The following is a 20,038-nucleotide window of genomic DNA, read 5'->3' as shown; positions in this document are numbered from 1 at the left end:
ACTTCTAAAGCGCGTGCTTGTGACTAGAGAAGGCTGTGGCTTACGCTCTCGCGATCGACCGGGTGATTTCGAGAGTGATCGCCAAACTGGTAGGGTGCTTGACCAATCACAATAGAGCTGCGGAGTTCTGGCGGCAAGGTCTGCGCTTTTCCCCACTGCTGTTCAAGCGCAGAGAGAACTTGATCCTGTCTTGATCGCAAAGTATCTAGACCAGATCCGTAATTCATAATTGAAAACCAGACCACGCCTTTAGTTTCAGTCGGAAAAGCACCAGCTAAAGAACTCACCACCGCAAGGCTGCCTGTTTTTACGACTGCGTTTGTCGGCAATTGCCGATCTAGAACCGTGCCACCGTCCGCGCCTGCTATCGGAAAGATATCAGATAGCGTAAATCCACTATCTACCAGCTGCAATTGAATGGACTGTAACATCAGCACCGCGGCTCTAGGCGAAATTCGATTCTCCTCTCCTAGTCCAGAGCCATTGATCAGCTTGACTTCGCCCGGCGGGATCCCTGCTATCGCTTCTACTTTGCGGACTACAGCGCTAGAGCCACCAACCGCATTAGCCATTTGCTCGGCCATCGGATTGTTGCTATATATGTTCATTGCCTTTAGCACTGCCACCATCGGTAACGAATCGTGGCGTAGGAACCAGCCATCGACTGATTCTTTTTGATGAATAGGCGCGACCTCAATACCGCCGCTAATTGCAATAGTCGGTTTAAGTGCTTCTATTGCAGACTTTTTTGCTACCGCAGCTAACTTTTGATAGGCAGTCTCTACCTCGTAGTCCCATTCATCAGCATTTAGCGCCTGTTTTAGCAAAGCCCCTGATGTGCCAGGATCAGTTTCAAAGTTCATATGGAAGGGACCTACGATGATCAGATCGCCTTTAACTTGGCGAATGCCTTGCTGCTGCAGAGCTTTGCCTAGTGCGATCGCCTCTTCCCATACAAAAAGGGGATCGTCATCGCCGACTACCACCAAATCACCGAACAATACTCCATTCTCGACATCGCCGCGCCAGCCAACCCACGTCTCAAACTGGTGGGTCGGTTCCCAAGTTGCCAGCGCAGCCAACGTCGTTGCGATTTTTGTCAGCGAAGCAGCAGGCATAGGAACCGTTCCCAGATTTTCTGCCACCGGATAGTCACCTACCGAGACCCAGATACCTTGCTCTCTAGGCCAGTATCCAGCCGCCGTCAGTCCAGACAGGTAGTTAGCCACAATTGACTTAGCTGCTGGGTCATTGGCGATCGCCGATTTTGCCCAAGTCGATTCCCAGCGAGGGCGGATATCGACAGCACTCAAATTCAAGGGCCTGGCCAGTTTTTGGCCACCCAACAGTCCGCTTAGCAGTCCAGCTAGCACTGCTAAAACTATCATAGGACTCATGTTTGCGTACCCGTTCAGCAAGACAACCCAAAGTTTCTTCAGCAAGCTCTTAGCGCTAGCCACATCTTCAAATCAGCTTCTGCCAAAGATACACTATACCTAATGCCTTTGTGTGCGTTAGAAACCCCTATCTTCGACTCTGATGACTTCAGTCCTGAACACTTCAGTCGCGATCAACCGTCTCATCACTTTTCACTTAGCGCTTGCGTTCTATGGCTAGATCTGAACAAGACCAGATACTTAGACTACTGCCTATCGTAGTCGGGTCAATGGGTGGTACGCTCCTATTTCTTAACCGAGTGACAACGCCTAGTCTAAGCGCTGCCCAATCTCGAGCTGATGCGCTTGGCGTTATTTTGAGTGCAGTGTTGATATTGACCGGGTTATTGTGGCAGCGTATCCAGCCAAAGCCACCTGAGTCCGTCAAACTAGTTGGCCACCAGGGGTTTGAGCTAGTAGAAAATTTGCCAGAGCAGGTCAAAACAGAGCTGGCTTGGGCCTCTCATCTACTGCTGACAAATACTGCCACTCGTAGTGTGCTGGTTTACTACGATGGCCAGGTGCTATTGCGGCGAGGTGTCTTAGGTCCAAAATCGTCAGTCATACCAGGCGCAATTGTAAAGCGAGTACTACAAAAAGGCTCGCCAGTCTATCTAGTGAATTTGGCACTCTATCCAGGACGAGTAGAGTTTGACTATTTACCAGAAAATACTCAGGGATTGATTTGTCAGCCCTTAGAGAATAAGGGCGTTTTGATATTGGGAGCCGATGCGCCTCGAAGCTACACAAAGCAAGACGAGAACTGGATTGAAGGAATCGCTGAAAAGCTAGCCGACACCCTCTTGGATTTACCACAACCAGAGACAGTTTGAGAGGGCTGTCAGAGTGCGAATAAACAGAACTTCAGCCCAAAGTCTTGTCTGATAGAGTCTTATCTGAATCTTGTAAACCCTTTTTTCGAAAGGCCACTTGACAGGCATCTATCTTGACGGGCATCTATTCTGTCGCATCATCGTCTAGGATTCGGACGGCTACTGTTGCGACTCTGAAGTTGTAGTTTGGGCCGTCAATCTCTATAGGTGTACCGACCTTGACAGGTACGGCTAGCACAGGGCCATCCTCAGTAATTTGGGCTTCACCGCCAAGCGTGATCAGCATATCGACTGTGTAATCTAACTCGGGGCGAGGATCTGGAAAAGACTTGACTGTACCATCTGGCTGGGGAACCGCAACACTCCGAGGTAAAGGCTGAACCTGCTTGATGTCAATGCTGCCGTAGGGCTGGTTTCGCACAATAATTTTGGTCGAGGTTGTTTGAGACAAATCAGCTAAAAATTGTTCAGGATTCAGCACAGTCAACCCTCTGACAATGACATCGACCTCAATCTCTTCGGTAACGCTACCGACTTGTGCGACAGATCCACCGGTGCCTGGATAGAAAAATATACCGAAGATGACCATGACGATTGCCAAAGCCGCCCCTAGATCTAAGAGACTTAGTTTGCCGAAAAGTCGCCCTTTGGAATCTAATATTGCCATTGCCTTTCCGCTTACTCCTGCCTACGATTACTTGCTTGACCCATGCACTTGAACCCATTCTTTCGCAGCAGCTTCTCAGCTGTAGCTTTCGTAGAATTGCCAAGAACATGCTCATCGGCTAGCACCGTTACAGAGCAGCAGGCAACTCTTTTTACAGTGGTGAGACCCTGCCTCGTCGCACAGCGCTAGGGAATGATCACCAAGACAAAGGTAATAAAGCATCCTTACTTTGCCATACCGAAGTGGACAAACGCAGAGGTGATATCATCTTTTTTTGAAGTGTCACAGAACACATCCATACCTAGGAGAGAAGTCGTTAAGGTGATTGGGTAAGGATACTAGACAAAATTCACATTTGGAAGTGTTCATTTTCATCGACGGCTATTCTCCATGTTTGAACGATTACACTTGGCACCCTCTCACCTGAGTAGAGCAATCGTAGGAAAGGGTAGAGCAACTGTAGGAAAGACGCTTTATCGACGGGTAGCACTCGGCTTAGCGGGTCTGATGATGGCTATTGGTCTCAATGTGGCCACAGCGCAACCTTCTCAGGCTGGCTGGCTAGACTTGTTCTTCAGTGGGATAAGAGTACTTCAGCTATCAAATCTCTCGGATGCTCAAGAGGTTGATTTAGGTTCAGGTATCAACGCTCAGCTCATCAATGGAAGACAAATCAGGCTACATAAAGATTCATCACTTAATACCTACGTCAACGACATAGGACAGCGTCTAGCAGAAGTGAGCGATCGCCCCAACATTCCCTACACCTTTCAAATTGTTTCAGACAACGCAGTCAACGCGTTTGCAACGATGGGAGGATATGTCTACGTCACCACAGGGCTGATGGCTGAGGCTGATACTGAAGCTGAGCTAGCCAGTGTTATCGGTCACGAGATTGGTCATATTGCCGGTAAGCATGCTGTAAAGCAGATGCGACAGGCCGCCATCACTCAGGGTATTACTGGAGCGCTAGGGGTGAACCGCGATCGCTTAGTCAATATCGGGACACAAATCGCCTTACAGCTACCAGCGAGTCGTAGTGATGAGTATGAGGCCGACAGACATGGTTTCTTCGCGATGGGTAGAGCAGGATACGACCAGTCAGATATGGTTAGCTTCATGCAAAAGCTCATTCGTCAAGGGTCGCCTCCAGAGTTTCTAAGCACTCATCCTAATGCTGCAAATAGAGTCGCTGAACTGCAAGAGTTAGACGAAACGGAAGCCTATGCCGACGCTACTTTTGGAACAAACGAATCTGACTATAGCTACGTTGTCAGCTCTCTTCGATAGGCCTGCATACCCTTAAACGCTAAATCGTCGTCGATTAGAACCCTAGAGGCTATCTCTGGGGTTCTTTGCTTTAGGTATTGATATAGCAAAGGACCGTCGCCACCAGTAATGACGACGACGCCGCTCGGAAACGCTCGCCACCAGTCTTGGATGTAGTCAATACAGGTACTCGTAAGGCTATAGATGATGCCGCTGGCGATCGCACCTTCACTATTGCGCGCCCATCGCTCTGGCAGTTGACGCTCAACAGTGACCTTTGCCGATATCGTCGGCAACAGCGAGCCTAGATCGGCTGTCTGCTGTCCTAAAGCCTTGAGTTGGAGTCCTAGGCCAGGCAAGATTGCACCACCATACACCGAGCCGTCATACGATTTGCTCTGATCTAAGCTACTTACACCAGCAGTCAACGTTAGCGCACTGCCACTATCAATTACCAAAATTGGCCAGTCGAAAGCGTGATTTGCGCCCAGTAGGTTGATAGCTCTGTCGATACCAAGCGTAGGGTAGATGTCGTTTAGAGGAATGCGCGAACGTGATACAAGCTCTAAATTAGGAACTACCTGTTGCCAAAGTTGCGTTTGGCTAGGCACTACAGACCCAACCCACAAATCTATCGGCAGCGTCAGGTCTTGAAGAAGAGAGGGTATCTTCGATTCGCTTACTAAACTATCAATTAGCAGCCGGGCAGCTTGCAGATATGACTTAGCATCTACACGTTCAACCGCTTGCTTGGAAAGATGATGGGTATGCCAGGTTGCTGCTATTGATCCTCTTTCAAAATATGCCCAGTGCAAACGGGTGTTGCCAACTACCAGCGCTAGCCAAGATGAAAGCATGGTTGCAAACCCATATAGCGAGAAGGGTATAGCGAAAAGGACAATTTAAAAAACTAAAGGCCGACCAGCGGGGTCAGCCTTAAATACAACTAGTTAGTACGTTCAACTCAAATCAATAGTCGATCGTTAATATCGTCTCCAAATTGACAACAACAAATCTAGTTCAATGACAAAGAAAATCAAATGGTTACAGTGCTTGTCTGTTCCTAAAATAGGATATCCACTTGGATTTGGCTTGGCTTACAAAAAGTAAGGCTCAACGCCCAGGTTTAATTATGGAACAACACAGCTATTTTGTACTTAATGCGGGTGGAGTTTGGTGGCTTTCTAACTCAATCTAAAAAGAAGTCTTGGTCTTACTCGCTGTCAACAGTACTACTTTTCAAGAGTTAAAATCTTCCTCAAATCCGGACTTAATTTAGTTGTCTTTCTTGTGTCATATACTAGCACCGACCTATAAGCACGCTACCCTATGAATCACAAGTTTACACGGCGATACATAAGTTTTCATTTGGCTAATCATTCGTTTCATTAAGCCGCTGCTGTATCTGCTTTACGGTGTCTACTAGTTTTGGCAGCCGCTTGATAATTGCAGATGACTTGAGAAATGTTTTGTGGGGCATAGCCGGCGATCCCGATACAATCTCGCCAGGCGCAACGTTACTAACGATGCCTGATTGAGCGGATGCTACAGCGCCATCTCCCAGCTTGGCTTTGTTCGCAATCCCTACTTGACCTGCTAGGATGACTCGGCTGCCAATGGTCGTGCCACCTGCCATCCCTACCTGGGCTGCCATTGCGACTGCTTCGCCTACCTGACAGCTATGGGCGATATGGACCATATTGTCGATCTTGGTATTTCTGCCGATTCGGGTCTCGCCTACAGCAGGGCGATCAACCGTAGAGTTACAGCCAATTTCCACGCCTGCTTCTATGACAGTGATACCTGACTGATGCATCTTCTCCCAACCCGTAGCGGTCGGGACAAAACCAAAGCCTTCTGAACCGATGACTGCGCCGCTATGAATCACACAGTTATCACCAATTTGTGTGCGCTCATGCACAACGCAGTTGGCATGCAACACAGTGTCGCGGCCGATCATGGCCCCAGGATAAACAACAGCGCCAGCATGAATGCAGGTGCGATCGCCTAGCTTCACCCCTTCATGAACAACGGCTAAAGGCCCCACTGCCACATCTTCACCCATCTCTACGCCTGGTTCTATAACGGCGCTAGGATGAATGCCCGCGCTTCGACGATAGGGTTGATAGAAGTAGCTAATCGCTCTAGCAAAGACTAGCCGAGGATCTTTGACACTAATCCAGAGAATGTTGCGAGTAGAAGCTTGCGCCTGCATCGTGGGGTCGTTAGGTAAAATCAGTGCCCCTGCTTGAGTTGTACTGAGGCGAGACGCAAACTTTGCGCTTTCCACATAGCTAAGCTTGTCGGCGCCCGCTTCTTCGATGGCAGCTAGTCCGGTGAGGGTGCGCTCACCCGCGCTAGGATCACTATCTAAGCTTGACGTCGTCACCTGATCGCCTAGCGCTGCAACAATCTGACTAAATTTCATGGCTCACTCCTCGCACGCAACGTAGTCTAAATAAACTAACAGGCTAGGCTTCCAAAAAGACGGCGCATTCTACGTGAGCAGTTTGAGGAAAAAAGTCTGCAGGCTGAACTCTCGTCACTCGATAGCCTCCAGTTTCAGACAATACTCGCAAATCGCGCGCTAATGTTGCGGGATTACAGCTCACATACACAATGCGCTTAGGCTTGATCGCCACAATCGATTCTAGAACCGCTAGCTCACATCCTTTACGAGGCGGATCTAGCAACAGAATATCTGGTTTGACATCTAGATCAGGCAGTAGCGCTGCTACATCACCAATTCTGAACCCTACATTTTCAATGCCGTTTAGAGCAGCATTCTCTTGTGCCTGTACCACTGATTCAGTAGACGACTCTAGACCGATACACTGTTTTACCTGTCGCGCTAAAGGTAGCGTAAAGGTACCAACACCGCAGTAAGCATCGACAATAACTTCATCTCCAGTTAGAGCTAGCTCAGTCTGAATCTCATCTAGCAGTCGCTCCGCTTGAGTAGTATTGACCTGGAAGAAGGTTGCAGGTTGAATATGAAACGTTAGGTTGGCAAATTTCTCTTCTAGATAGGATGATCCGGCAATCAAAAATGTTTCTGGGCCAAAAATAGCGTTTGTTTTCTTCCAGTTTAAGTTCACCAGTACACCGACTACCTCTGGATATCTCTCCATCCACTGCTGAGCCTGTTCGTGAATACCTTTGAGCTTGGTCGAGCGGCTAACCAATGTAACCAAGATCTGACCGGTACGGCGACCTATCCTTAACGCTAAGTGCTTGATATGTCCCTTGTGCGATCGCTCGTCGTAGATTTTCCATTCACGAGCCTGAATATCCTTTTTCACTGCCGCTAAGAGCGGATCAAGCCGCTCATCTTGAACCGGACACTGATTTAGGTTGACCAGTCGATGAGATCCTTTCTGATAGTAGCCAGCCTTAACATCCTTCGTCGGTGACAAACCTAGGGGATACGTTGCCTTGTTTCGATACCCCAGCTGCTCCTCGGCAGCAAGAACCGGATCAACGCGCACATTCGAGAGTTTGCCAATTCGAGCTAGCGCATCTACCACTAGGCGGTGCTTCGCGGCTAGTTGCTCTTCATAGTTCACCTGCTGCCACTGACAGCCACCACATTTATCCGCAACGATACAAGCCGGACGGACCCGTTTAGGCGAAGGACTAACTATACCCGCTGGTTTACCAAAACCATGAGTGGGTTTAGCTTTAGTCAGCTTAACGAGCATCTCGTCCCCTGGGGCTGTGTTGGGCACAAACACAACTCGGTCTTCCCATCGACCTACACCATCCCCACTATTACTTAAATCGGTGATAGTAACCTTCAAAGTTTCACCCTGCCGCCACTTTGGCTTCTCGCCAGCGGCTTCCCAGGGATTAGGCGCGGATACTTTGCCTCCAGCACTAGGTTGGGCATTGGGTTTAGATTCGAAAGGAGAGGTTGGAGACATAGCAATTACTTTGGCAACAAATACATTGACAGCGAAAAACTCAAAAGGGTTGGGACGCTCACAGGAGTCGAAAGCTGAAATTGTCAGCCCACTAGTATCGCTTATTGGCAACCTTTAGTAGGCACTACTTGACCACGCCTTAGTTCTAGAGCGCTTGCTTGAGGCCAAATTAAACTTATTCAAACGCCAACGTAATATTTCTTAAACCTATTCTCAGGGAGCTAATAGCGGTGTTTCGCTTTATTTTCAGCGAAAAAAATACCTAAGAAGAGACTATCAATGCTTTTCTTGTTCGCCTAAGAGTCGTTAAACTGTCAATATAAATACAGAGTTATCGCACCCCTAAAAACTATGTCTGTTGTCAGCCAAGTAATCCTTAATGCAGATGACGAGCTGCGCTACCCGACGAGCGGCGAGCTCAAAGGTATTGAAAATTTCTTGAAGACCGGCGATCAGCGGATGCGGATTGCTCAGATCCTAGCGGATAATGAGAAGAAAATCGTGGAGCAAGCTAGCGGAGCTCTTTGGAAGCTACGCCCTGACTTCATTGCTAAAGGTGGCAATGCCTATGGCCAAAAGCAGCGTGCCCTGTGTCTACGTGACTATGGTTGGTATCTGCGGCTAATCACTTACAGCGTTCTCGCTGGCGATAAGGAACCGATTGAAAGTATAGGTTTAATCGGCGTTCGTGAGATGTATAACGCCCTAGATGTGCCTGTACCTGGAATGGTAGAAGCAATCCGTTGCCTGAAGAATGCATCGCTATCATTGATGAATGAGGAAGATGCTGCTGAAGCGACTCCTTACTTCGACTACATCATTCAAGCAATGTCCGCATAGACTTATCAGAAAAAGCAGCCTATCAAAAAGTAGGAACAGGCAACTAATCCTGTTCCTACTTTTTTATTACTTTCACCTCCGAATACACTCCTCTTCGAATACACCCATCGTGTTCGCCGCTTAGCTCTACGCCTTCGCGATAGATAGAACCGTTAATGCATATAGAGCTAAAACGAATCCTTTTGTGAAGTTGATACACTCGTACGCCTACTTAAGCTAGTCTTAGCCCATCAGCTATGTACTGTTTGAGCACCGCTAGCTATGCTTTCTCCCACTTCCCCTTCCTCCGAATTCACCGACTGTCAGCTTGGCAAAGTCGTTAAGTCTAACTCCCACTGCGACTATGTTGTTCAACTCGACACATCTAACGATGTCGATAGTCCGCCACAGATTGAAGACTATGGATTTGGGCAATTTGTAAAGTTTGAGAGTTCGCGCCACTGGGCAGTAGGAATTATCTACGACTCTCAGCTGTTCAACTCGTCTTTTCTAAGCAGCGGACCTAGACTAACGAGTGCCCCAGACCCTGTTTTCACTCCTGATCTGATTCAAGATACCTGTATCCTCCTGAATGTCGCCTTAGTAGGCAGTCTTCAAAAAGGCACTACCAGGACAAACTATGGACTACACGGCATACCACGGGTTGTCATTCCGGCGAACACACCCGTTTCACAAATGAGCATTGATGAGATCCACAATTTCCACCGTTCAGCCGATGGTAGACCTCAGTTCTCTTACTACGGTCACCTGCTACGTTCCGGTGGAGCATTTGCGCCTCAGCTTACCCAGCAAGTACTTAGTGAGCTGATTGCTACAGAACTTTTCTCGGGCGCAGAACAAAAAGCTTTGCAGGTATTACGTAAAGAGATGGCTTGGAAGAGCGCCATGAGTGCTATGCGATCATCCTAAGTAAATGGCCACAACAATAGCTGAGTATTTCTGTAGAAGAGCTGAAGGACTTGTAATATTTTGTTACATCGGTTATGATAGTTATATCGGTTGAGAACACCGCTTTCTTTTTGAAGCGCTCAGCCCATACGTACCTAACTACTCGGAATAATAATGACTACTACTCTACAACAGCGCCAAAGCGCTAGCTTGTGGGAGCAGTTCTGTCAGTGGGTTACCAGCACCGAGAACCGCCTCTATGTAGGTTGGTTCGGCGTGTTGATGATCCCGACTTTGCTTGCTGCCACTGCCTGTTTCGTAATTGCGTTCATCGCAGCCCCTCCCGTCGATATCGACGGTATCCGTGAGCCGGTGGCTGGTTCACTGATGTACGGCAACAACATCATCTCTGGTGCGGTTGTGCCTTCATCTAACGCGATCGGTCTGCACTTCTACCCTATCTGGGAAGCAGCTTCTCTAGATGAGTGGCTCTACAACGGCGGTCCTTACCAGTTGGTTATCTTCCACTTCCTCATCGGCGTCTTCTGCTACATGGGTCGTGAGTGGGAGCTATCCTACCGGTTGGGTATGCGTCCGTGGATCTGTGTTGCTTATTCTGCGCCCGTCGCAGCGGCAACTGCAGTATTCTTAATCTACCCCTTGGGTCAGGGTTCGTTCTCTGACGGCATGCCGTTGGGTATCTCTGGTACCTTCAACTTCATGTTGGTGTTCCAAGCAGAGCACAACATCTTGATGCATCCCTTCCACATGTTGGGTGTAGCGGGTGTATTCGGTGGTTCTTTGTTCAGTGCAATGCACGGTTCCTTGGTAACTTCTTCCTTGGTACGTGAGACTACAGAAACTGAGTCACAGAACTACGGCTACAAGTTCGGACAGGAAGAAGAGACGTACAACATCGTTGCAGCGCACGGCTACTTCGGTCGTCTTATCTTCCAATACGCAAGTTTCAACAACAGCCGTAGCCTCCACTTCCTATTGGGTGCATGGCCAGTCGTTGGCATCTGGTTCACAGCGCTAGGTATTTCTACTATGGCGTTCAACCTGAACGGGTTCAACTTCAACCAGTCGATCATTGACTCACAGGGTCGTGTGATTGGTAGCTGGGCGGATGTATTGAACCGAGCTAACTTGGGTATGGAAGTAATGCACGAGCGCAATGCTCACAACTTCCCGCTCGATTTGGCCGCTGGTGAAGCAGCTCCTGTTGCTTTGACTGCTCCTTCTATCAACGCATAGTCATTTGATTATTCTTTGATAAAGCAACTTCATAGTTGATGAAAAGCCCCCGGTACGGTGTACCGGGGGCTTTTTGGTGTGAGTTGTAGCTACTCTTTCTAAGTATTCATGAAGCGCTCAAAGATACCTATTACAGACTGTTTTACCTGTTGGCGTCGTTGCCAGCTTTTGAAGTCCTTCTGGTAACGATAACCGGACGATTGATACGCCCGTAAGCCATGCAAAGCTAGTCCTATTCCCCATGTCAGGATAAAGAAGGCTGCGAATCCAATGCCACCTGATACTGAAATGTTGAGGAGCAATAAGAAGCTATTGACGACGCCATAACGGATGAGGTGATGTTGAAAGTTTTGCCGTCGCTGCTGGTTGAATATCAGCTGCTGAGCAGAGTCACTCTTAAGAGCTAACCATTCTTTTTCCGCTGACCATAGCGTTTCCGGAGCAATGTTGAGTTCTGCAGCAATTTCAGAAAGCTGTAGGCGAGTAAGTTCGCCAGATTCAGTTTCTTTAGCGATCGCAATTTGCAAGATCTGCTGAGCTTCCTCGCTAGCGTAAAGGTCGGCCATAGTATGAATAGAGACTACTACTGTTCTTTTAGTTATAGACAACTTTATGCCAGTTGCGTAGTAGAGAAAACCAGATGTCAATGGAGCTAGACCATAGAAATCTGGGCCATAGAGGTGATAGCAAGAGCAACCTACACCAGATCCTGGGCTTCTCTGTAGTTTGAGGGTTGTTTAGAGTTTGCGCTCTAGCGTTTCGGTTAGATGCTGTATGGTGATGTCTAACTTCTCGGTGGGCGTAGGTGTAGGTTCAATCGCGGCTTCTTCAGTGCGGCTAAAGCGTGCAAACGTACGGACTACTAAAAAGAGTACAAGGCCAACAACGATAAAATTTATGACTGCGGCCAGAAAAACGCCGTATTTAACTCCGCCTGCGGACAAAAGCGCAATATCATCAACGCCTGCAGATCTTAGTGCAGGTTGCAAGAGTACAGGGGTAATAATGTCTTGCACAAGAGAAGTCACAATAGCGTTGAATGCTGCTCCCAAAACGACCGCAACAGCAAGCTCAACGACATTACCGCGTAGTAGAAATTGCTTAAAATCGTTTGCAAACCTATTAACAGAACTGGTCACTCTCACTCGAGTTTGTCGATTAGCCATACATAAACTCCCAACCCCAATTGACCCCAGTCGTTTTCGATCGTCCCCTCCGCTTGGAGTATATTGATTGTTAAGACGATTATCAGTGCTTTCTCTAAATTCTAAGCACATCATTCTAAGCACATATACAACAAATTTGGGAGAACGCAGTGACCAGGTATGTCTAAGCCGGTGTGTCTAAGCTAGCTAAGTCACTGGAGCTAAAAGATCTTATGACTACTGTTGTCGTTGCCACAGGAAATCCAGGTAAGCTAGCTGAGCTAAAAGACTATCTAAAAGAATTGGATTGGACGCTAGCACTAAAGCCTGAAGAAATTGAAGTGCAAGAAACTGGAGCAACCTTTATTGAGAATGCCAGGTTGAAAGCGTCGGAAGTGGCGATCGCCACCAGTAGCTGGGCAATTGCCGATGATTCTGGGCTATGTGTCGCGGCCTTAGGTGGTGCGCCGGGTGTGTACTCCTCTCGCTATGGAGATAGTGATGCCAGTCGAATCAATCGGGTGCTAAAAGAGCTAGGAGACGAGACCGATAGAAGCGCTGAGTTCGTTTGTGCGATCGCGCTCTCTAAGCCTGATGGCACCATTGTGCTAGAAACACAGGGCCGTTGCCCAGGCTCAATACTAACAGCTGGACAAGGAGCAGCCGGATTTGGATACGATCCGATCTTCTTTGTTACGACTCGAGGCAAAACATTCGCACAGATGAGCGATGCAGAAAAGGAACGATTCAGCCATCGCGGCATTGCATTCGACCAGCTCATGCCCGCATTGAAGCAGCTGAGATTTGAAGAGTACGAGAGCGTCTAGACGCACTTCCAAACGCATAGCTGATAGCAGAAACGACAAAAATCATCCGCCAAAAGAAAACCAACCTCTTCAGTGAGGTTGGCTTTTTGGTCGGACTTTTCCGAAATTGAGCTGCTAGAAGGTATGGCTAGAGCAATGTGGCTAAAGCTAACTAGTACTTAAGATATAGAGATCTAAGACTAGAGGCCTAAGACCAGCAACTCAAATCAGATAATTGAAACTTGATGACTCGAACTTAACTAATGACAAAGAACTCGCTAACAAAATTTTACACGGCGTTGTTTTTGTTCAGTAGGTCTTGAACCTGCCCTAGAGCAGCACGAAAGATGTTAAAGCCAGCCCAGCCTGCGGCGATGAGCAAGGGTGATAGTACAAGCGCGATGCGGATATCCATTTTGCCCTCTCCAAAAAAAAGTTGCTTAAAAGGTTGTAATAATCTTCTCATATAATTTAGCACTTCCTTCCGTCTCACGATGATAAAAACTCAGCAAAGACCGGTTGCCGTTGTCACTGGCGCATCTAGCGGCATTGGGCTAGCGATCGCACAGCATCTGTCAAAAGCAGGGTATGACCTCGCCTTGTGTGCCCGTCGCCATGAGCGCCTTGTCACTCTAGCCAAGAGCCTAGAAGCCAATGGCAGCAAGGTGCTCATCCAAGCAGTTGATCTACGAGACGAAGCTCAAATACTCAGCTTCTTCACTACTATCGACGAGCAATTTGGACGGTTAGATGCCTTGATAAACAATGCTGGACTAGGTCACAAAGAATCTTTGATGACAGGTCGCACCGATGCCTGGAGAGAGATGCTAGAAGTGAATGTGCTAGCACTGTGTATCTGTACTCGTGAGGCGGTGCAGCGGATGAAAGCTGCAGACTCTGGGCATATCGTAAATATCAGCTCTATGTCTGGGCATCGGGTACCTGCGATTACCGGAATCTATTCCGCGACCAAATTTGCTGTTCGATCTTTGAGCGAAACCCTTAGACGAGAGCTGCGGGCCGCGCAAAGCAATATCCGCATCTCCTCGGTGAGTCCTGGTATCGTAGAGACCGAATTTGCCGAGAAGTATCATCAAAGTGCAGAAAAAGCACAGGAGACCTACGGCCAGTTTTCTGTGCTACAGGCAGCCGATATCGCGAAATCGGTCATCTATATCCTTCAGCAGCCCCAGCACGTTGAGGTGAACGATATCCTAATTCGACCTAGCCAGCAGTCTTCATAGACTAAGCTACTTACGCTATTCGATGACTTCTAGCTCATCCTCGTGCAGATGAGCTTTGAATGGGCGCTTGGCACCTTCGACTTCAAAAGAGGCGACGATCTTGTAGTTCGCGCTGATAGGTCGGCCTTCCCAATCAGTCAAGATAGCCGAGATCACACCCTCCATACCTTCTACATTGTGAGGTTGGTTGCGGAACTTAGGATGGTTGAACAGCGTTAGAGGAGCTTTAACGCGAACGCGATCGCCTACTTTCATAAATCGAGAGAATATAAAACGAATCAATCCCCCTATTCTCTCACAACAAGGTTCTAGGCTTCTTGGCATTGACGTCTGTGCAAACGATGCCCTGTGGCTTGTACTTTTGATGGCTTATAGCGGTGGTGCTTATAGCAGATTGGCTTATTCTTCCAGATTGATACCCGGAATGACTTCATCAGGGATAGCATCTTGCTGAGAAAGCGGATCGACAGTGCGCCATAGCAACCAGCCCAGCCCACCTACGACAGCCAAAATAATCAGAGCCAAGAGCCCAGTAATCCAACTGCGAGTCTTAGGCGTCAATGACTCACTTTTGGACACGATAGCTGCCTCGTCATATAAAGGCAAGGGCGTATCGTCGTCATCATCTTCGCCGTATAACAGTGCGCGAGAACCACTCGTCATGCCCGCAGGCGGAATAGGCTTAGTGGTGTGAACCGATTGGCTAGCGTTTGATGGGCTAATACCTGAACTTGGCCCTGAACTAGACAGTGTGTGCGTATGCCCATCGACTAATGCTTTATTTTGTCCCTCTGCTTCATTTTTGGCCTTTTCTTCTACATCAATGCCCTTCTGCTCACGAGTTCCAATTTCTTCTTCAGATTGACTGCTAATAACTTTTACGTTCATCAGTACCACAGCCACGTTGTCATGCCCATTACGCTGATTGGCCAATTCTATCCACGAATCGACTGCTGAATGTAGCGGCACAATTCGCTGCATACTTAGCCCCACGTAATTCGACCACGATTTTTCTACTTGGTCGTTGTCACTTAAACCGTCAGAGCAGAGCAGTAGCACGCCGCTCGATTCAAACAAGAACCGCTGGGTATGAGGCTTTAGCTGTTCGTATTCGCGCATGCCAACAGCTTGACTGAGCGCGTGAGCATCAGGTCGTTGCAGCGCTTCTGTATAAAAGCTATTGCCGGAACTGACTTCTCGACCGGCAATGTCATCATCTACCGTAAGCTGATAGCAGGCGTCAGCAGTCATCCAATAGGCGCGGCTATCACCAATATGAGTGAGATACAGCTCATTGACTTCGGTAGGTCCGTCTGATGTCTCAACCTTCTGCGGTAGCACAAGCGCCATCACCAATGTGGTACCCATTCGCTGACGATCGGCGCACCCCTGCTGGTCGTTTTGACTAACAACTAGGTTATTAGCAACTCTAAGCGCCGCTTCAATCTGGTCAATAACAAGCTGTGGCTCGAGTGGCTTGGTCTGGTTCATCGCTTCTACGAGCAGGCTGCGAAGTTGGAGCTGAAGCGATCGCATCACCTGCTTACTAGCGACTTCTCCACCCTCATGACCCCCTACTCCATCACAGACGATCGCTAGCCGAGGCAATAGTGGTAGATCGGCGGTGTTAGCTCTTTGTAACTCGTTGCGGCTAGGATAACAGGCGTCTTCGTTGTGTCGTCTGGTTGGCCCAGTGCTAGTTGCACCTGCTACCTGAAGCTCTACTGTCTTACCTATCGATTCCTTTAGCAGCTGAGAATTTATTTGCGCCTTGATATCAGTAATATCTGCGTTAGGGGTTCGCAAATCTCTGCAAACGGATTGAAGCAGCGCTCTGACTGAGGGCTTAGCTTCAGGCAAGTAGGTGCTTTCCCAGGCATCTGCAAGCTCTGAAAAGCTGGGCTCAGCTGGATTAGTAGAGAGTCCGATTAGCCGAACGCGCCAAGTTTCAACGCGGATATTCGTTTTTTTGAGTAAGCTAGCGGCTGCGCCAAACTCGCTGAGTGGCTCCCATAGGGAAATCATTTGCCAAAGCCAATAAACTTGACGAAAGCCTGTCGACGTCGGCCAAGCTTTGGCGATCGCAGGCATCAGTTGCCCCTGATGGTTTACTGGCACATTGCTCAATAGCAATACCGCTTCTCCAGACTCCTGATGACAGATACCGTAAATTCCTGGCAAATTCAGCTGATATGGATAAGCCTTTAAGTAGGGCTGCACGAAATTTGGGATTGGATCAGGCACCTTGGGCGGCTGTCCGGGCCTGGTATCTAGCCAAATTGACGGAGCAACAACTTGATATCGACCATCAACTATCTCCCCAATTGGAACTTTGTTGGTGCCATGACCCAACGCCCAGACATACTGTCTGAACTGGGACTTACCGGCTTCGCCATTCGTAGATGCTGGGATTTTTGGTCGGGCTGTTTGAATCACGCTTGCAAAGGGGATTGCCGTTAAATTAGGTACATGGTAGGGGAAAAGGGATTTAGTGAAAATAAATTTGATAGATTACGCTAAAGCTGCCCACTTATGCTTAATTATTGACACGTGCTCAATTAAATATGTGCTCAATTAGTAGAATCTCCTTCCGACTACCTACGCTTAGTCCAACTCCAAGCTAGGCTGTAGAAAATATCCGAACGCACCGCTTAGTAATGACAACTGCGCAAAGTACATGAATCCTGCACTGGTATGGATAGTGATCGGCGTGCTCTTCTGTCTGATGGAAGTTTGGATTCCGTCAGCTTTCCTAGAATCAACCTTTGGCATCAGCGCCTTTGGCGTAGCACTACTATCGCTAGTAGTTACTAGCTTGAACTATCAGATAGTGCTGTGGATGCGTTGAGAAAGGTTACAAACCACACTACTAACGTCATCATGCGAACTTATTAGAGTCTCTGCGCATGCTGTCCTGATCCAGTACCTAGGGTTTGCATTCCGCCAATCCTTTGGCGCGTCGTCTGAGAGAAAAGGCTTGGTATCGTCAACTTGTTTAACGACGGTGATCTGTACCGATTCGCCTGGCTGAAAGGGTAGGTCTTTCAACAGTACGGTGCCATCTGGTGCTAGTTCTGTTTCTAATATGTGACGCTCCATCTGACTTCTTCCATACGCTTCCTACAGTCTATCCGCTATAAACGAACTAATCAGGCAATGAATTAGCGGATGTGGTGGAGGCGGTGATTGCGAATTTGGACGACGGGATAATTAAGCGATCGCACCATCAGTTCATTGTGGGTCGCAACGACAACTGTAATACCACTTTCATTGAGGTCACGCAAAATGTTGAATACCTGACGAGCATTGTCCTCATCTAGATTGCCTGTCGGTTCATCCGCCAATAGCAGCGGCGGTGTGCTCACAACTGCGCGAGCGATGCTAGCTCTCTGTTGCTCTCCACCAGAAAGCTGTGAGGGAAAGCGATCTTCTTTACCCTGAAGCCCAACCATCTGAAGCGTCAACGGTAGGCGACGCTCAATCTCTTTTCGAGAGTAGCCTTGAGCATGAAGTACGAAGGCGACATTTTCAGCAACAGTACGGCGAGAAATCAGCTTGTAGTCTTGAAAAATAACACCGATGCGGCGACGAAGCATCGCTACCTGATTACCTTTGAGCAAACTAACGTTTTGACCATTGATGAGGATCTGGCCAGCAGTCGGACGCTCTTGACCATAAAGAAGTTTTAGCAAGGTTGATTTTCCAGCACCGGATGGACCCGTGATGAATAGAAAACCACCTTTTTGCAACCTTAGATTGATATCAGCTAGAGCGGGGACGCCATTTTCGTAAGCTTTGTAAACCTGTTGTAACGCAATTGCAGCCGGTGGCGGCGGCAGAGTTGCTGCTGGGGCCTGTGGAGTGTGGCGCTGGGCTTGAGGGGTAAGAAGCGAAGTCATGAAGGAATGCCAACAAGGTCAAGGCGGCGAGCCTCAAAAAGACTACGCCAATGCACTAGGCTAAGGGTTCCCCTCGAATCATTAATTGTTGATAGAACCTAAGAGACACAAATCTACATAGGCAATCTAAGCGCCTAAAGGCTAGGTTCTGATACTGCGATCGCCAAACCAGCGAGCGATCAGCTGATCCATTTCGCCGCTAGCTTTGATATCTGAAAGGGCAGTGTTGATATCACGGCGCAAAGGAGAGTTTTGAGGCAAGGCGATCGCACTACCCGTAGGACCTTCTACTGGCATAACTCTCGCTTGAATGTCGGCATAGCGCTTTAGATAATTGTCGGCAAGATTAGCTTCGACAATAGCGCCTGAAATCTCACCGACATCTACGGCGTCGAAAAGTTGGGTAAGGCTGTCGTAATATTCAATGTACAGTCCGGGCAGTTCATCAGTAAGGCGTTGAGCAAAGCGAGCCTGAACGCTACCGTTGTGAACACCGATGGCTTGGTAGCCAAGGTCACGCGATCGCAGATACCCATCAATGGAGACTAGCGTATGCCTAGAGCGATAGTAGATATTGGAAAAATCAACGATTTGCTTGCGGCTACGACTAGGCGCTAACGCAGCCATGGCGATATCTGCTTTGCCTTCAGTTAGCGCTAGCAGCAACTCGTCAAAGGGCAGATCAATCACACTTAGCTGCTTGCCTAGTCTCGCTGCAATCAGTCTTGCTAGGTCGATATCAAACCCAACGATATTAGGTTCTGCTTGAGCGCTGTCGCCTGCATTCTGTTTGCTCACGATCAGCTCGTAGGGCGGATAGTTAGGCGTAGTAGCCATCACGAGTGTGTCGGTATCTATATCAGGGCTTCCCTTCTGAGAACCTTCTGTAACGACTTCTGCAGCCGGATTGGACTGCTCAGCGCTTCGACAGCCAGCACTAACAAACGGTAGAGTAAGGCCAACCAAAAACCAACGTCGCTTCATAGCGCTTTTTCTATCCTAAAGATCTACGCTTTAAAACTGGGAGCTTAGAACTAGGGGCTTAGAGATTTTGTCTTAATGACTTTTGCTCTTTGATTCCGTACCAGAAAGATGACCAGGCAAACTGAGGAAGGGCCACCATACGCCGCCATCGCCATGGCTCTTGATACAATCGATACAGCCACTCTAAATGAATTTTACGCATCCATAGCGGGGCTCTAACTTTGCTTCCAGACCAGATATCATAGCTACCACCGACTCCAATCCAGACCGCATTAGGGCACAAATACCGATGGTCAGCTATCCAAAATTCCTGTCTAGGTACGCCCAATCCCACAAAGATTACATCAGGCTTAACGTCTGCTAGCTGTTGTAAAAAATCTTCATACGCTACGCCTTTGACATAGCCGTGTTGGACGATGGCTATATCTAGCTGTGGGTTGCGCGATCGCCAATACGCTGCTGCCGCTTCTACAACCGCTGGCTTTCCACCATAGAAAGCTACCTTCTGGTGGCTATCTAAGCTGTCAAGCAAATCCGCCGATAGTTCAATCCCTGGATAGCGATAGAGTTCTTGTCTTTTAAACAATCGAAAATACAGCTCGATACCTGAGCCATCTGGCACTACAAGATCGGCTTGCTCTATAAACTTTCTTAAGGACTGATCTTGCTGCGCCTGCATACACATCTCAGCGTTGATCGTAATCACGTGAGCGCCCTTGTTTGCCTGTATCCGATGGCTGAGCCAGCTAACGTATTCTTGACTTTGATGGACAGGTAGGCCCATCACTGAAAGGGCTTTGAGATCTACTTGCTTAGCGCTCACCTAATTAGTTCCCTCTTGGTTCCT

Annotated in this window: 22 protein-coding genes; 8 read left to right on the top strand and 14 right to left on the bottom strand. The window is 48.3% G+C overall.

The window, feature by feature from the left end; translation table 11 throughout:
• Positions 1-23: 23 nt before the first annotated feature.
• A complete protein-coding gene (locus S7335_RS08720; RefSeq protein ID WP_227499973.1) occupies positions 24-1,397 on the bottom strand; it encodes a D-alanyl-D-alanine carboxypeptidase in 1,374 nt (457 codons plus the stop codon).
• A 212-nt stretch (positions 1,398-1,609) separates the two neighbouring features.
• Between S7335_RS08720 and S7335_RS08715 the strand changes: the two genes are divergently transcribed.
• Complete coding sequence (locus S7335_RS08715; RefSeq protein ID WP_006454513.1) at positions 1,610-2,269, top strand: cofactor assembly of complex C subunit B; 660 nt, start codon at positions 1,610-1,612, stop codon at positions 2,267-2,269.
• Positions 2,270-2,393: 124 nt separating this feature from the next.
• On the opposite strand, the gene S7335_RS08710 is transcribed toward S7335_RS08715, so the two are convergent.
• A complete protein-coding gene (locus S7335_RS08710) occupies positions 2,394-2,936 on the bottom strand; it encodes a DUF4330 domain-containing protein (RefSeq protein WP_038015937.1) in 543 nt (180 codons plus the stop codon).
• Positions 2,937-3,326: 390 nt separating this feature from the next.
• Here S7335_RS08710 and S7335_RS08705 point away from each other — a divergent pair, with 390 nt between their 5' ends.
• A complete protein-coding gene (locus S7335_RS08705) occupies positions 3,327-4,226 on the top strand; it encodes a M48 family metallopeptidase (RefSeq protein WP_157620144.1) in 900 nt (299 codons plus the stop codon).
• On the opposite strand, the gene S7335_RS08700 is transcribed toward S7335_RS08705, so the two are convergent.
• The 3 genes from S7335_RS08700 to rlmD form a co-directional block, all read right to left on the bottom strand.
• Entirely contained in the window at positions 4,202-5,062 is an 861-nt protein-coding gene (locus S7335_RS08700; RefSeq protein WP_006454569.1) for a pantothenate kinase, read from the bottom strand. The two genes, S7335_RS08705 and S7335_RS08700, sit on opposite strands and share 25 nt — an antisense overlap.
• A 515-nt stretch (positions 5,063-5,577) precedes the next feature.
• The gene (gene lpxD / locus S7335_RS08695) at positions 5,578-6,633 is read right to left on the bottom strand and encodes a UDP-3-O-(3-hydroxymyristoyl)glucosamine N-acyltransferase (RefSeq protein ID WP_006454577.1); all 1,056 of its coding nucleotides are present in this window, start codon (positions 6,631-6,633) and stop codon (positions 5,578-5,580) included.
• Between the two features lie 43 nt (positions 6,634-6,676).
• Positions 6,677-8,128, bottom strand: a complete 1,452-nt coding sequence (gene rlmD, locus S7335_RS08690) for a 23S rRNA (uracil(1939)-C(5))-methyltransferase RlmD (RefSeq protein ID WP_006455870.1) — start codon at positions 8,126-8,128, stop codon at positions 6,677-6,679.
• A 351-nt stretch (positions 8,129-8,479) separates the two neighbouring features.
• Here rlmD and S7335_RS08685 point away from each other — a divergent pair, with 351 nt between their 5' ends.
• The 3 genes from S7335_RS08685 (at position 8,480) to psbA (ending at position 11,113) form a co-directional block, all read left to right on the top strand.
• On the top strand, positions 8,480-8,968 hold the full coding sequence (locus tag S7335_RS08685) for an allophycocyanin subunit alpha-B (protein ID WP_006454063.1): 489 nt from the start codon (positions 8,480-8,482) through the stop codon (positions 8,966-8,968).
• Positions 8,969-9,229: 261 nt separating this feature from the next.
• Positions 9,230-9,877, top strand: a complete 648-nt coding sequence (locus tag S7335_RS08680) for a hypothetical protein (protein WP_006457231.1) — start codon at positions 9,230-9,232, stop codon at positions 9,875-9,877.
• Positions 9,878-10,030: 153 nt separating this feature from the next.
• Complete coding sequence (psbA, locus tag S7335_RS08675; RefSeq protein ID WP_006453575.1) at positions 10,031-11,113, top strand: photosystem II q(b) protein; 1,083 nt, start codon at positions 10,031-10,033, stop codon at positions 11,111-11,113.
• 98 nt (positions 11,114-11,211) lie between these two features.
• Here the strand turns inward: psbA and S7335_RS08670 are convergent, their stop codons facing one another.
• Positions 11,212-11,679, bottom strand: a complete 468-nt coding sequence (locus S7335_RS08670) for a 2TM domain-containing protein (RefSeq protein ID WP_006453536.1) — start codon at positions 11,677-11,679, stop codon at positions 11,212-11,214.
• Positions 11,680-11,850: 171 nt separating this feature from the next.
• On the bottom strand, positions 11,851-12,279 hold the full coding sequence (gene mscL / locus S7335_RS08665; protein WP_006455087.1) for a large conductance mechanosensitive channel protein MscL: 429 nt from the start codon (positions 12,277-12,279) through the stop codon (positions 11,851-11,853).
• Positions 12,280-12,491: 212 nt separating this feature from the next.
• On the opposite strand from mscL, the gene rdgB reads away from it, so the two are divergent.
• Positions 12,492-13,085, top strand: a complete 594-nt coding sequence (gene rdgB, locus S7335_RS08660; protein WP_006456312.1) for an RdgB/HAM1 family non-canonical purine NTP pyrophosphatase — start codon at positions 12,492-12,494, stop codon at positions 13,083-13,085.
• A 268-nt stretch (positions 13,086-13,353) separates the two neighbouring features.
• On the opposite strand, the gene S7335_RS08655 is transcribed toward rdgB, so the two are convergent.
• Complete coding sequence (locus tag S7335_RS08655) at positions 13,354-13,479, bottom strand: photosystem II protein Y (RefSeq protein WP_006453493.1); 126 nt, start codon at positions 13,477-13,479, stop codon at positions 13,354-13,356.
• A 79-nt stretch (positions 13,480-13,558) separates the two neighbouring features.
• Here S7335_RS08655 and S7335_RS08650 point away from each other — a divergent pair, with 79 nt between their 5' ends.
• Positions 13,559-14,308 carry an SDR family NAD(P)-dependent oxidoreductase gene (locus tag S7335_RS08650; protein WP_006455129.1) on the top strand — a complete coding sequence of 250 codons (750 nt, stop codon included), beginning with the start codon at positions 13,559-13,561 and terminating at the stop codon, positions 14,306-14,308.
• Between the two features lie 15 nt (positions 14,309-14,323).
• On the opposite strand, the gene S7335_RS08645 is transcribed toward S7335_RS08650, so the two are convergent.
• Together S7335_RS08645 and S7335_RS08640 are read right to left on the bottom strand one after the other, a co-directional pair.
• Positions 14,324-14,590, bottom strand: a complete 267-nt coding sequence (locus tag S7335_RS08645) for a ferredoxin-thioredoxin reductase variable chain (protein WP_227499972.1) — start codon at positions 14,588-14,590, stop codon at positions 14,324-14,326.
• Between the two features lie 117 nt (positions 14,591-14,707).
• Positions 14,708-16,744, bottom strand: a complete 2,037-nt coding sequence (locus S7335_RS08640; RefSeq protein WP_006456232.1) for a PP2C family serine/threonine-protein phosphatase — start codon at positions 16,742-16,744, stop codon at positions 14,708-14,710.
• Positions 16,745-16,985: 241 nt separating this feature from the next.
• Here S7335_RS08640 and S7335_RS27740 point away from each other — a divergent pair, with 241 nt between their 5' ends.
• The gene (locus S7335_RS27740; RefSeq protein ID WP_157620140.1) at positions 16,986-17,156 is read left to right on the top strand and encodes an NfeD family protein; all 171 of its coding nucleotides are present in this window, start codon (positions 16,986-16,988) and stop codon (positions 17,154-17,156) included.
• Here the strand turns inward: S7335_RS27740 and S7335_RS27735 are convergent.
• From S7335_RS27735 to S7335_RS08620, 4 genes are all read right to left on the bottom strand, one after another.
• Entirely contained in the window at positions 17,132-17,407 is a 276-nt protein-coding gene (locus S7335_RS27735; RefSeq protein ID WP_006454978.1) for a hypothetical protein, read from the bottom strand. The genes S7335_RS27740 and S7335_RS27735 overlap by 25 nt on opposite strands.
• A gap of 62 nt (positions 17,408-17,469) precedes the next feature.
• Positions 17,470-18,207, bottom strand: coding sequence for a cell division ATP-binding protein FtsE (ftsE, locus tag S7335_RS08630; RefSeq protein ID WP_006453508.1), 738 nt, complete (start codon positions 18,205-18,207; stop codon positions 17,470-17,472).
• Between the two features lie 141 nt (positions 18,208-18,348).
• Entirely contained in the window at positions 18,349-19,191 is an 843-nt protein-coding gene (locus S7335_RS08625; protein WP_006455417.1) for a transporter substrate-binding domain-containing protein, read from the bottom strand.
• 58 nt (positions 19,192-19,249) lie between these two features.
• Positions 19,250-20,014 carry a WecB/TagA/CpsF family glycosyltransferase gene (locus tag S7335_RS08620; RefSeq protein ID WP_006456285.1) on the bottom strand — a complete coding sequence of 255 codons (765 nt, stop codon included), beginning with the start codon at positions 20,012-20,014 and terminating at the stop codon, positions 19,250-19,252.
• Positions 20,015-20,038 lie beyond the last annotated feature (24 nt).

Origin of the sequence: Synechococcus sp. PCC 7335 (genome assembly GCF_000155595.1) — a bacterium.
GTDB lineage: Bacteria > Cyanobacteriota > Cyanobacteriia > Phormidesmidales > Phormidesmidaceae > Phormidesmis.
The sequence above is the reverse complement of the archived record's forward strand: the minus strand, read 5'-3'. Positions and strand labels throughout refer to the sequence as shown.

Excerpts from the sequence above, each read along its gene's own strand:
- rlmD (WP_006455870.1), bottom strand. The coding sequence starts at position 8,128 with ATGTCTCCAACCTCTCCTTTCGAATCTAAACCCAATGCCCAACCTAGT.
- S7335_RS08705 (WP_157620144.1), top strand. The coding sequence starts at position 3,327 with ATGTTTGAACGATTACACTTGGCACCCTCTCACCTGAGTAGAGCAATC.
- S7335_RS08650 (WP_006455129.1), top strand. The coding sequence starts at position 13,559 with ATGATAAAAACTCAGCAAAGACCGGTTGCCGTTGTCACTGGCGCATCT.
- S7335_RS27735 (WP_006454978.1), bottom strand. The coding sequence starts at position 17,407 with ATGGAGCGTCACATATTAGAAACAGAACTAGCACCAGATGGCACCGTA.
- S7335_RS08655 (WP_006453493.1), bottom strand. The coding sequence starts at position 13,479 with ATGGATATCCGCATCGCGCTTGTACTATCACCCTTGCTCATCGCCGCA.
- mscL (WP_006455087.1), bottom strand. The coding sequence starts at position 12,279 with ATGGCTAATCGACAAACTCGAGTGAGAGTGACCAGTTCTGTTAATAGG.
- S7335_RS08720 (WP_227499973.1), bottom strand. The coding sequence starts at position 1,397 with ATGAGTCCTATGATAGTTTTAGCAGTGCTAGCTGGACTGCTAAGCGGA.
- S7335_RS08680 (WP_006457231.1), top strand. The coding sequence starts at position 9,230 with ATGCTTTCTCCCACTTCCCCTTCCTCCGAATTCACCGACTGTCAGCTT.
- rdgB (WP_006456312.1), top strand. The coding sequence starts at position 12,492 with ATGACTACTGTTGTCGTTGCCACAGGAAATCCAGGTAAGCTAGCTGAG.
- S7335_RS08715 (WP_006454513.1), top strand. The coding sequence starts at position 1,610 with ATGGCTAGATCTGAACAAGACCAGATACTTAGACTACTGCCTATCGTA.
- S7335_RS08710 (WP_038015937.1), bottom strand. The coding sequence starts at position 2,936 with ATGGCAATATTAGATTCCAAAGGGCGACTTTTCGGCAAACTAAGTCTC.
- S7335_RS08670 (WP_006453536.1), bottom strand. The coding sequence starts at position 11,679 with ATGGCCGACCTTTACGCTAGCGAGGAAGCTCAGCAGATCTTGCAAATT.
- S7335_RS27740 (WP_157620140.1), top strand. The coding sequence starts at position 16,986 with ATGAATCCTGCACTGGTATGGATAGTGATCGGCGTGCTCTTCTGTCTG.
- psbA (WP_006453575.1), top strand. The coding sequence starts at position 10,031 with ATGACTACTACTCTACAACAGCGCCAAAGCGCTAGCTTGTGGGAGCAG.
- ftsE (WP_006453508.1), bottom strand. The coding sequence starts at position 18,207 with ATGACTTCGCTTCTTACCCCTCAAGCCCAGCGCCACACTCCACAGGCC.
- S7335_RS08625 (WP_006455417.1), bottom strand. The coding sequence starts at position 19,191 with ATGAAGCGACGTTGGTTTTTGGTTGGCCTTACTCTACCGTTTGTTAGT.
- S7335_RS08685 (WP_006454063.1), top strand. The coding sequence starts at position 8,480 with ATGTCTGTTGTCAGCCAAGTAATCCTTAATGCAGATGACGAGCTGCGC.
- lpxD (WP_006454577.1), bottom strand. The coding sequence starts at position 6,633 with ATGAAATTTAGTCAGATTGTTGCAGCGCTAGGCGATCAGGTGACGACG.
- S7335_RS08700 (WP_006454569.1), bottom strand. The coding sequence starts at position 5,062 with ATGCTTTCATCTTGGCTAGCGCTGGTAGTTGGCAACACCCGTTTGCAC.